General features: G+C 74.4%; 2 protein-coding genes. Both read left to right on the top strand.

The genetic code is table 11. The features are described 5' to 3' along the window. Nucleotides 1-150: serine/threonine protein kinase (locus GTW67_RS29635; protein ID WP_161167832.1), on the top strand; the 150-nt coding region annotated here is incomplete at its 5' end. Between the two features lie 142 nt (nt 151-292). Then, a partial coding sequence (locus GTW67_RS29630; RefSeq protein ID WP_161167831.1) for a serine/threonine-protein kinase occupies nt 293-1378 on the top strand: 1086 nt, incomplete at its 3' end.

Here is a 1378-nt window from a genome sequence, read left to right as displayed (position 1 = left end):
ATCCTGTTCGTGGCCGGCTGGCTGATCTGGGAGCTGAGCCCGCTCCAGGACTGGATCGGCACCGGCAAGGGCTACTGGGACCAGCTGAGCGACTGGTTCAGCACCGTGACCGGCTGGATCGGGGACCTCGGCGGCTCGGGCGGCAACTGACGTTCCGCCGGGCCCCGCGACCCCGGCTCCGACCCCGACTCTGGGGATTTGTCGACAACGGATGGGTGATTTCCGCCTCCGCCGTGAAGGCCGGCTCTCCGGACGCGTAGTTTTAGCGCAACACGCGTCGGTAGGAGCAGTCTTGGCACGGAAGATCGGCAGCCGGTACACCGCCCATCAGATCCTCGGGCGGGGCAGCGCCGGCACGGTGTGGCTGGGCGAGGGGCCCGAGGGCCCCGTCGCGATCAAGCTGCTGCGCGAGGACCTGGCGTCCGACCAGGAACTCGTCTCGCGCTTCGTCCAGGAGCGCACCGCCCTGCTCGGCCTGGAGCACCCGAACGTCGTCTCCGTGCGCGACCTGGTCGTCGACGGCAACGACCTCGCGCTGGTCATGGACCTGGTCCGCGGCACGGATCTGCGCACCCGCCTCGACCGGGAGCGGCGCCTGGCGCCCGAGGCCGCCGTGGCTATCGTCGCCGACGTCGCCGACGGCCTGGCCGCCGCGCACGCCGCCGGGGTCGTGCACCGCGACGTCAAGCCCGAGAACGTGCTGCTGGACATGCAGGGCCCGCTCGGCCCCGGCGGCGCCCACCCCGCGCTGCTGACCGACTTCGGTGTGGCCAAGCTCATCGACACCCCGCGCCGCACCCGCGCCACGAAGATCATCGGCACCCCGGACTACCTGGCCCCGGAGATCGTCGAGGGCCTGCCGCCGCGGGCCTCCGTCGACATCTACGCCCTGGCCACGGTCCTGTACGAGCTGCTCGCCGGCTTCACGCCCTTCGGCGGCGGCCATCCCGGAGCGGTCCTGCGCCGCCACGTCACCGAGACCGTCGTCCCCCTCCCCGGCATCCCGGACGAGCTGTGGCAGCTGCTCGTGCAGTGCCTGGCCAAGGCGCCGGCCTCCCGGCTGCGCGCCTCCGAGCTGGGCGCCCGGCTGCGCGAGCTGCTGCCGATGCTGACCGGGATGGCGCCGCTGGACGTGGACGAGCCCGACGCGGACCAGGACGAGGACGAGCCCGAGGAGTCCGCCGCGTCGCCCGCGCCCGACGGCCGGACGGTCCGGCGCCGGGGAGCGGTGCCGCTGGTGATGGGCCCGAAGCCGGCCGACTCCAACCGCGACACGCACACCTCCATGCGCGTACCGGCCCCCGACGAGCTGGCCGGCGGCGCCCGCGGCACCGCCCGGGCCCCGCGCGCGTCCGGCGCGCCACGCCCCGGCTCGGCC

Source organism: Streptomyces sp. SID5910 (assembly GCF_009862125.1).
Classification (GTDB): domain Bacteria; phylum Actinomycetota; class Actinomycetes; order Streptomycetales; family Streptomycetaceae; genus Streptomyces.
The sequence above is the reverse complement of the archived record's forward strand: the minus strand, read 5'-3'. Positions and strand labels throughout refer to the sequence as shown.